This window comes from Arthrobacter sp. MDT2-16 (assembly GCF_054510925.1).
The window spans coordinates 63,210-71,619 of record NZ_JBTNDP010000012.1; the positions used below are offsets into that span (position 1 = coordinate 63,210).

General features: G+C 61.2%; 9 protein-coding genes. 2 read left to right on the top strand and 7 right to left on the bottom strand.

Annotated elements, in window-relative coordinates; all coding sequences use genetic code 11:
• Positions 1-143: 143 nt before the first annotated feature.
• From ACX80N_RS16675 to ACX80N_RS16700, 6 genes are all read right to left on the bottom strand, one after another.
• Entirely contained in the window at positions 144-1,472 is a 1,329-nt protein-coding gene (locus tag ACX80N_RS16675) for an ABC transporter substrate-binding protein (protein WP_459340270.1), read from the bottom strand.
• An 89-nt stretch (positions 1,473-1,561) separates the two neighbouring features.
• Positions 1,562-2,332 (bottom strand): carbohydrate ABC transporter permease, encoded by a 771-nt coding sequence (locus ACX80N_RS16680; protein WP_459340279.1) that lies wholly within the window; start codon positions 2,330-2,332, stop codon positions 1,562-1,564.
• 136 nt (positions 2,333-2,468) lie between these two features.
• Positions 2,469-3,395, bottom strand: a complete 927-nt coding sequence (locus tag ACX80N_RS16685) for a carbohydrate ABC transporter permease (RefSeq protein WP_459340271.1) — start codon at positions 3,393-3,395, stop codon at positions 2,469-2,471.
• A gap of 95 nt (positions 3,396-3,490) precedes the next feature.
• Positions 3,491-4,213 carry a cupin domain-containing protein gene (locus ACX80N_RS16690; protein WP_459340272.1) on the bottom strand — a complete coding sequence of 241 codons (723 nt, stop codon included), beginning with the start codon at positions 4,211-4,213 and terminating at the stop codon, positions 3,491-3,493.
• On the bottom strand, positions 4,210-5,115 hold the full coding sequence (locus ACX80N_RS16695) for a DUF6807 domain-containing protein (RefSeq protein WP_459340273.1): 906 nt from the start codon (positions 5,113-5,115) through the stop codon (positions 4,210-4,212). The genes ACX80N_RS16690 and ACX80N_RS16695 overlap by 4 nt, the downstream gene beginning before the upstream one ends.
• Positions 5,108-6,244 (bottom strand): Gfo/Idh/MocA family protein, encoded by a 1,137-nt coding sequence (locus tag ACX80N_RS16700; protein ID WP_459340274.1) that lies wholly within the window; start codon positions 6,242-6,244, stop codon positions 5,108-5,110. Before ACX80N_RS16700 ends, ACX80N_RS16695 begins: the two co-directional genes overlap by 8 nt.
• Before the next feature lie 166 nt (positions 6,245-6,410).
• On the opposite strand from ACX80N_RS16700, the gene ACX80N_RS16705 reads away from it, so the two are divergent.
• Positions 6,411-7,424, top strand: coding sequence for a LacI family DNA-binding transcriptional regulator (locus ACX80N_RS16705; protein ID WP_459340275.1), 1,014 nt, complete (start codon positions 6,411-6,413; stop codon positions 7,422-7,424).
• 202 nt (positions 7,425-7,626) lie between these two features.
• On the opposite strand, the gene ACX80N_RS16710 is transcribed toward ACX80N_RS16705, so the two are convergent.
• Entirely contained in the window at positions 7,627-7,869 is a 243-nt protein-coding gene (locus tag ACX80N_RS16710; RefSeq protein ID WP_459340276.1) for a hypothetical protein, read from the bottom strand.
• A gap of 7 nt (positions 7,870-7,876) precedes the next feature.
• Here ACX80N_RS16710 and ACX80N_RS16715 point away from each other — a divergent pair.
• Positions 7,877-8,410, top strand: a 534-nt coding sequence (locus ACX80N_RS16715; RefSeq protein ID WP_459340277.1) for a DUF3500 domain-containing protein, incomplete at its 3' end; no start/stop codon positions are given.

The following is an 8,410-nucleotide window of genomic DNA, read 5'->3' on the forward strand; positions in this document are numbered from 1 at the left end:
CTCGGGCTGTCGGCACGCTGCAATGAACGGGGCTTGCCGTCAGTGCCGCGCGTTTTCGATGGCGTCGACCTTGTGGCAGTTGGAGCTGATATGAGGGGCAGATGCGGGAGGATGGCGTGGGCCGTCCTCCCGCATCCCGCTGCTTACTTGGCAGCGTCGATGGAGGACTGCATCTCGTCGATGAAGGCTTGCGCAGCGGTCTCGGGTGACTGCTCCTTGAAGAGCACGGATTGGAAGTTCCTGGACAGGATCGCTTCGGAATCGCTGGCACCATTAGGGGTGATGGGGCCTGCCTCGCCTGCCTGTTCGGTCATCGCGTTGCTGTAGTCCAGGATCTGCTTGCCTGCAGGATCGAGGTCCGGTTCGATGGCTTCCTGGGCGACGGTTGCTGCTGGCAGGCCGCGGTCGGTGCCGAAGATCTTCGCCGCTTCCGGATCGCTGATGAGGAAATTGATGAGTGCGGCTGCCTCGGCGGGATGCTCGGACTTTGAAGATGCCGCCCAGTACATGGTGGGCTTGAGGAACTGGAAGCCTTCCTCGGTGTCAGCGTCTGTGGGCCAGTTGCCGATGACGAACTCGAAGTCCTTCGCCGCGCTCGAGTAGGCGGAAAGCTGCCCTGCCGGGATGAAGGCCATCGCGTCCTTCCCAAGGGTGAGGTCCGTCTGGTCTAGCGGAAGCCCGGTGGTTTCCGCGATGTGTTCGACGGAGGGGGCGGCGCCGGTCTCGATCCAGTCCAGCGCCTGATTCCAGAAGCTCACAATGGTCTCTGGTTTGATCGCGATGTTGCCGTCCGCGTCGTACAGGTTCTCGCCGTGCTGTCGTGCCCAGACGGACAGACCGAAGGTGTCTGCTCCGAATGGACCGACTCCCCATGCCTTGCCGCCGGACTTGTCCGAGACTTCCTGGGCGACAGCGGTGAACTCTTCCCAGGTCCAGGTGTCGAAATCGGGCATAGGGATGCCGTACTGGTCCAGGACCGTCTTGTTGACGATGACCGCATTGGGTGTGCCGCCAACAGGTAAGGCGTATTGCTTGCCATCGACCTGACCTGTCTGCAGCACGGTTTCAGGGGTGACCGAGAGGTCCAGCGTGTTGGTGACGGTGCTGAGATCCAGCAACGTGCTGCGATCTGCGTAGGACGCCAGGTAGAGCTGGTCGAACTGCATCACATCAGGCATGTCACCTCCCGCTGTGGAGGTTGCGAGCCTGTCCCAGTAGCCGGTCCAATCGGAGAACTGCGGTTCGACGTCGATGTTCGGGTATTTCTCTTCGAACAGTTCAATGGCTTCATTGGTGGCGGTGGTGCGGGTGTCCGCCCCCCACCAGGTCATGGTGAGGGTCACCTGCTCTTCTGTGAGTTCGGGTTGGTCCTGCGGCGCAGCTCCAACGGCACATCCAGTGAGGCCGAAGGCTGTTGCTGCGGCCACGGCTACGGTGATGCGGCGCGATATGCGTCGTTGCACATTGTTCATTGTTTTCTCTCTGCTGAGGGTGGGATTGGGGCAGTGGGACACGTGAAGACAGGTGGGTTGGCGTCTACCTTGACGGTGCAGTGAGGTTCTTACTTGCCGCCGGTGGTGGCGATGCCTTGCAGGAGGAACCGCTGGCCGAAGAGGAAGACGAGGAAGACGGGGATGAGTGAGACGACGCTCATGGCGAAGAGAGCGCCGAAGTCGGATTGGGACTGTGCGTCGATGAAGGATCGCAAGGCCACAGGGACGGTGTAGAGATCAGGTTTCGTCACGAAGATCAGTTGGGAGAAGAAGTCATTCCAAGTCCAGATGAAGGTGAAGATGGCTGTCGTTGCCAGGGCGGGGGTCATCAGGGGCAACATGATCTGGAAGAAGATCCGCGCGTGGCCGGCCCCGTCGATGCGCGCCGCTTCATCCAGTTCTCGTGGAATGCCACGGATGAACTGCACCATCAGAAAGATGAAGAAGCTGTCGGTTGCGAGGAGTTTCGGCACGATCAACGGTAGGTAGGTGTTGATCCAGTCCAACTGCGCGAACAGCACGTATTGCGGGATGATCAGGACGTGAATCGGCAGCATGATGGTCACGAGCATCGCGACGAAAGCGGCCTTTTTGAATCGGAAGTCCAGTCGGGCGAAGGCGTACGCCGCCAGTGAGCAGGAGACCAGGTTGCCCAGCACCGATCCCAACACCACGATGGCTGAGTTCAGCAGGTAAGTGCCGAAGGGTTGGCTGAGGGCGTTCCAGCCTTGCGGGTAGTGGCTGAGGTCGAAGGTATCGATGAAAAGACCGGGGTTGCCGAAGATCTCGTCGTTGGGTCGTAGGGAGCTCGCGACCATCCATAGCAGCGGGTAGAGCATGATCAGCGACAGGAGGATCAGCACGACGTGCTTGAAGACCCCGGTGATTTTGCGGCGGTGCTTTCGTCGGGTGATCGTGTCGGCGGTGTCTGGTGTCAAATGCCGGAGGCGTGTGCTGCCTGGACGGTTGAGAGTTTCAGTCATCGTAGAAGACCCAATGCTTTGAGGCCCAGAAGTTCAAGGCGGTGAAGGCGCCGATGATAATCAGCAGGAGCCAGGCGAGTGCGGAGGCGTACCCCATGCGGAAGTTCGAGAAGCCTTCCTGGTACAGGTACAGCGAGAAGAACAGCGTTGCGTCGTTCGGGCCGCCGGTTCCTCCCGAGACGATGTATGCCTGAGTGAAGGATTGGAAGCTGCCGATCAGACCCAGAACCAGGTTGAAGAAGATGATGGGGCTCAACATGGGCAGTGTGATAGAGCGGAACTGTCGGAAGCGCCCTGCGCCGTCCGTAGCCGCTGCTTCATAGAATTCGCGTGGAACCTGCCGGAGGCCCGCAAGGAAGATGACCATGGGTGCTCCGAAGGTCCACACGTGCAGCACGATGATCGTGCCCAGTGCTGTGTCCGGCGAGGACACCCAACTCGGTCCGTCGATCCCGAACAGGGCAAGGGCGGAGTTGAATAGCCCCTCTCCTCCGAATACGAGGCGCCAGAGTACCGCGATGGCGACGCTGCCGCCGAGGAGGGAGGGGAGGTACAGCACTGACCGGTAGAGGGGAAGCCCTCGTAGCCCCCGATCGAGGGCCAGTGCCAGGGCAAGCGCTGCAGCCAGCTGCAGGGGTACGGAGACGATCACGTAGGTGAAGGTGGCGATCAAGGCGCTGCCGAGACGGTCGTCGCTGAGCATCCGTTGGATGTTTGCCAGGCCAGTGAAGGTAGGTGTCTCGAGCAGGTTGTAGTTCGTGAAGGCAAGGTACAGCGATACGAGGACCGGACCGAGCGTGATGCCGACCATCCCGATCAGCCAGGGTGCGAGGAAGACCGCGGCTGCACGGTTATCACCGGACTTGGCCTTTTGCCCCTTCGTGCTCGTGACTGCCCGGAGCTCGTTGATCACGCTCATCGGTGCACCGCAGCTGGCGGTTGAAGCCGTGTGACGCTGACGGAATTCATCAGTTTCTCCTCCTTGAGTGACTGGATATGGGTCGCAGGTTCCTGCTAGGCGGGAACCTGCCATGTTTGAAGTCGGCCGCACATGCCAAATAGTCGCGGTTCGGGCCTGGGTATGGGGTGAACGACGGAGGCGTCTGCGAGGTGCATCCCATTTCCTTGAGCGAGGGATTCGAGGTGGCCTCTCGTGCGCTCGGTCTCGGCTTCCACCGTCGAGGACCAGAGACGTCGCCACTGCTCGACCTTGGGCCGCACCAGTTCGGCAGCGGCGCGGTGGAACTCGGACAGCGCACCAGGGCCATCCTTCTCGACCGCCGCGTGTAGGTCGTGGTACCCGCGCAACGCGAGGTCGCGTCGCGTACGGGCAGCGCTCTCGCGTTCATGCGCACTTCCCTGGCTTGGCAGGGTCGATGCCTGGAGGTAAGCATCCGGGTCCTTGACGATTTCAAGCGGAAACGTCATCACAGCGTCTCCCGCTTCCGGCAGACCCGAATTACCCATCACGGTGAGGATTTCCAACGCACCGGTATTGACCAGGCGGTGAACGGTGCCGGGAGAGAACCAGAGGACCGTGCCGGGCTCAAGGATGTCCACGCAGGCGCCGCCGGAGCTGAGGGTGTGCGCCTCACCGGTGCCACCCATCACGACATACGCCTCGCTGGAGACAGTGTGCACGTGCGGAGAGCCTCCATGATGACCGTCATCAGCCTCCCACTCGTACACGCGTAGGTTGCTGATCGCTGTGCCTCCCGGGAAGAGGGGTGCGCTCATAGCGCCAACTCCTTCCCGAGGGCGGTAAGTTCCTCTGCTGTTGCCACATGATCGATGAACACGTGGCGGTGTTGCAGGCTTAGGGCTCTACCTGGAGCGATGACGATTTCCCTGTCGAATGACGCTGAGGGTGCAATGCATGCGAACGGTTCACTACGGACAAACCATTTGATGGGAACAACAGGATCAACTGAACCAGCGAACACCAGGACGCTGGCACCACTGTCGAGGTCGTCATGTTGCCCCACAAACGCAACCCATTGGGCTTCCGACCCCATCAGCTCGGCTTCTGGGAGGCCCGTCGACCCGATTAGTGTTCCTCCGGTGAAGGAGCGAGGCCCACGCCAGAAGTAGCCGGTGTAGCCGGCGTTCTCTCTGCCTTCTGTGCTGGGGCTGCCCAGAACAAGATCGGCGTTCCGCACGTTCGTCAGCGTGGTGTGAAAGTCGAGGGCCCATAACCCCCGTACGGGGTCAACGGTATGAAAGGTCTGCTTGCGGACTTCTTCGATCCAGGGCTCGCCTTTGGAGGATATCCAGGTGAGTGCTTCGGAGACCTCGACGACGTCGCCGTGATCCGTGGTCGTCGTAAAGGACTCGTGACGGATGGAGCCGAGGTTGTCCAGCCACCGGTACCCCTCGGTCGCATCGAAGGTCGGGCCGCCCCAGAAGTTCTCGCCGGACACGTGCGACCAGGTCATCTGTAAACCCTTGTGCCAGCGGTGGTCCCACGGACGGTGCACTGATAGTGGCGCACCTGAGAGTGTCTTGATCGGATGAAGAAATGGTTTGGGTGCCTCTTCCTGTGGGGCTCGGGGCCTGAACACATAGCGGGCGATGTCCACGTCCGCCACGGAGACGACCAGCGCGTCGGTGTCTTCCCGCACGCTCAGTGATCTAGACATAGGTGCTCACTCCCGATTCTTTCAAGGCCTTCGTTGCGCCGACGGGGTCGCCGCCATTCATCGACGTATAGAAGGGGTTGGTGGGCACAAGCTCGCCTCGAGTAACCGTTGTATGGGTGAACGCGGAGCTGTACATGCCGGCAATCAGTTCCAGGGCACGTCGGCCGTCCGTGCCGCTGGCACGTGGCCGCTCCTGACGGTCGATGGAGTCCAAGAGGGAGGCAAGCTGGGCCTGATGTGAACTTGCATCGTTGCGCTGTGGTTCCCACGCTGCGATGGTCGCCTGGTCGGTGACATGCGGTGCGGGTGTCCAGCGCCAGTGTGAGTTGTCGTAGCCGTACAGGTGCTCGACCTCGACGGTTGCGTCGTCAAAATCGAACCGCAAGTAGCTGGTCTCACGTGGTGAGAGCAGACTGTTCGTGATCGAGACGAGCGCACCCGATTCGAAGCGGACGAGCGCCAGGGCAACGTCCTCGGTTTCAGTGTCACGGGCCATGGTGGACATGACCGCGGTCACTTCAGTCCAGTCACCCAGCAGGGACAGCAGGAGATCCATCTGGTGAATGCCGTGTCCCATGTTCGGGCCACCTCCCTCAGTGGACCAGCGGCCGCGCCACGGAACAGCGAAATAGGCAGGGTCGCGGAACCACAGTGTGTTGCAGACTCCGACCCGTGGTTGTCCCAAGGTTTCCTGCTGGATGTGGTGTCGCAGCTGCTCCGCGGCGGACCCGAAGCGATGCTGGAACACATAGGTCGCATATGGGCCGGCTGCACCCTCATGGGATGCAATCTCGTCGTACTCAGCCAACGAAAGTGCCGGAGGCTTCTCACACCACACCCAGGCGCCGGCATCGAGGGCGGCGATGACCGCGTCTTTATGTGCGATAGGCGGCGTGCAGACAACCACCAAGTCCGGCGACTCAGCGGCAAGCATGCGCTTCAGGTCCGTATAGCGGCCAGCAATCGACCACTCTTCCCCTGTGCGTTCCACCAGTTCTGCACTCACATCGACCAGGGCGACTATTTCGACACGCTTCCCCATCGCTGCCAGTGCAGGCATATGTGTTCCCCGCGCTATTCCGCCGGTGCCGACAACGGCGACACGGATGGGAGGGACAAACTCTGACACGGATACTCCTTTGGACCGGTGGCTGTGGTACTTCTCTCGAGCAGACATTGCTCGCCTCCCCAAAAAGTGAGCGATCACTTTTTACGGTTGAGTGGACGATAGTGATCGATCATCTTCTGTGTCAAGATGTAGCTCACGTAAGTCATCACAGGCGAGGAGGTTGGCCATGGATACAGCTTCGGGCCGTCGTGCGACGATCCATGAGGTCGCCCGACTTGCGGGAGTCTCGCATCAGACTGTTTCGCGCTACCTCCGCGACAGCGATGGACTGAAGGACGCGAACAGAAAGCGCGTCGAGACGGCCATTCAGGAGCTCGACTACCGCCCTAACCTGGTTGCACGGCTGATGCGTACGCGTCGATCGGGCCGATTGGCCATCCTGATTCCGCCGCAAAGCAGCTACAGCCCGTCACGCATGCTGGCAGGTGCCATCGAGACCGCTCATGCTGCCGGTTACGCAACCGAAGTCATGAGTCTCGAGGGCGGCGCAACGGCGCGAACCGAACGCATGCTGGAACTGGCCGATTCCGGTCAGGTTGAAGGAATACTCTCGCTCGCACCCCTAGCTCCATCAAGTAACAAGGATGTCGTCCAGCGCGCAGCCGTCGTCGTCTCGGGTGACTACGACGACGAGATGAGAGGTATCGGCGAACTCGCCGACGGTTCCCCTGTCGCAGAGATCATCGAACACCTCGCAGCTGACGGACATCGCCGCTTCCTGCATGTCGCAGGATCGCAGCAGTTCGCCTCCGCGCGAGCACGAAAGCAGATTTTTCTCGAAACGATCCAGCGACTTGGTCTCGAATCGGTTGGAGTAGTTGATGGGGACTGGTCAGCCGAATCAGGTATTTGTGCCATCGAGGACTTACCAGCTGATTCCGGGGTTACGGCTGTCATCGCCGCTAATGATCTCGTCGCTGCAGGGGTCATACGAGCATCGCTGGATCGAGGCTGGCGTATCGGCCGCGACATCAGTGTCACTGGCTGGGACAACAACCCGCTGGGCGCATATCTTCATCCGACTTTGACGACGGTCGACGTCAACCATGAAGAACTCGGCAGGCAGGCCATGCGACGCCTGGTCGTCGCCGTCGGGGGCACTGTTGCCGAGAAGTCAGAGGCTGCCGCACCGCTCAACACCATCATCTGGCGTGGCTCAACAGGTCCTGCCCGGCAGTAGTTGAAATGAGTACGTCGAGCTAGGGATCAGCCGCAACACGTCACCTTGGTTCGACCCTCAGAATCTACACTCCGAGCCGTTGCTGTGCCGGAACTGTGTCGGAGCCCAACCCCCCCCATATGAGCTCGCCCCCGGGCCTTATTACTGAGCAGGCAGGGGCCGGTGGCATCGAGGTGGCTCACAGGCGCCACACAGGCCGGAGCTAAGCCAGGGAAAGGGTGGGGTCTTTGACTCTTCCTATGACCACTTCACTTCTTTCGCCATCACGCCGATTCTGGATGCGCTTCGCATCCTCGGTTGCTGCCCTCACCCTGGCCGGTTCCCTGGCGGCCTGCAGCACATCCGCTGCCCCTTCATCCACCAGCACTGACACCGCAACGACGACTTCGTCTTCCGCGACCGCATCCTCGACAGCTGAGGCTTCTGCTTCAGCGAGCACCTCCACTGAAGCTGTGGCGACGACCGGTAGCGCGGTAACGACCGCGGAAACGATCACGAGCACTGCGGCCGCAGCAGAAGCATTCTTCGCCACCCTGACCGCTGAACAGCAGGAGCAGGTGCTGTATGCCTACGACGACGCGACGAAGACCACCTCCTGGTCCAACTTCCCGGTGACCATCGTCGAGCGGGCCGGCCTGAACCTGACCGACCTCACCGAGGAACAGCAGACAGCGGCCTTGGCAGTCCTGGAATCCCTCCTCAGTGAGGAGGCATACGCCAACGTTGTCGGCATCATCGATGGAGACCAGTACCTCCTCGAGAGCAGCACGACCACCGAAGCGCTCGGCCAGTACTACATCGCGTTCTTCGGTGATCCCTCCGACACCAGCGCGTGGGAAGTCCAGTTCGGTGGCCACCACCTGGGCATCAACGCGACCCTCGACGGCACCGCGGACGCCATTACCTTCGCGCCGACACACCTCGGCTCCCAGCCCGCCGTCTACACCGCAGCCGACGGCACAGAGGTCCAGCCCCTGGCCGGGATG

Bases quoted from the DNA above. Each gene is read 5' to 3' on its own strand.
- ACX80N_RS16695 (WP_459340273.1), bottom strand. From the start codon at position 5,115: ATGTCTAGATCACTGAGCGTGCGGGAAGACACCGACGCGCTGGTCGTC.
- ACX80N_RS16680 (WP_459340279.1), bottom strand. From the start codon at position 2,332: ATGCTCTACCCGCTGCTATGGATGGTCGCGAGCTCCCTACGACCCAAC.
- ACX80N_RS16685 (WP_459340271.1), bottom strand. From the start codon at position 3,395: ATGAGCGTGATCAACGAGCTCCGGGCAGTCACGAGCACGAAGGGGCAA.
- ACX80N_RS16690 (WP_459340272.1), bottom strand. From the start codon at position 4,213: ATGAGCGCACCCCTCTTCCCGGGAGGCACAGCGATCAGCAACCTACGC.
- ACX80N_RS16705 (WP_459340275.1), top strand. From the start codon at position 6,411: ATGGATACAGCTTCGGGCCGTCGTGCGACGATCCATGAGGTCGCCCGA.
- ACX80N_RS16675 (WP_459340270.1), bottom strand. From the start codon at position 1,472: ATGAACAATGTGCAACGACGCATATCGCGCCGCATCACCGTAGCCGTG.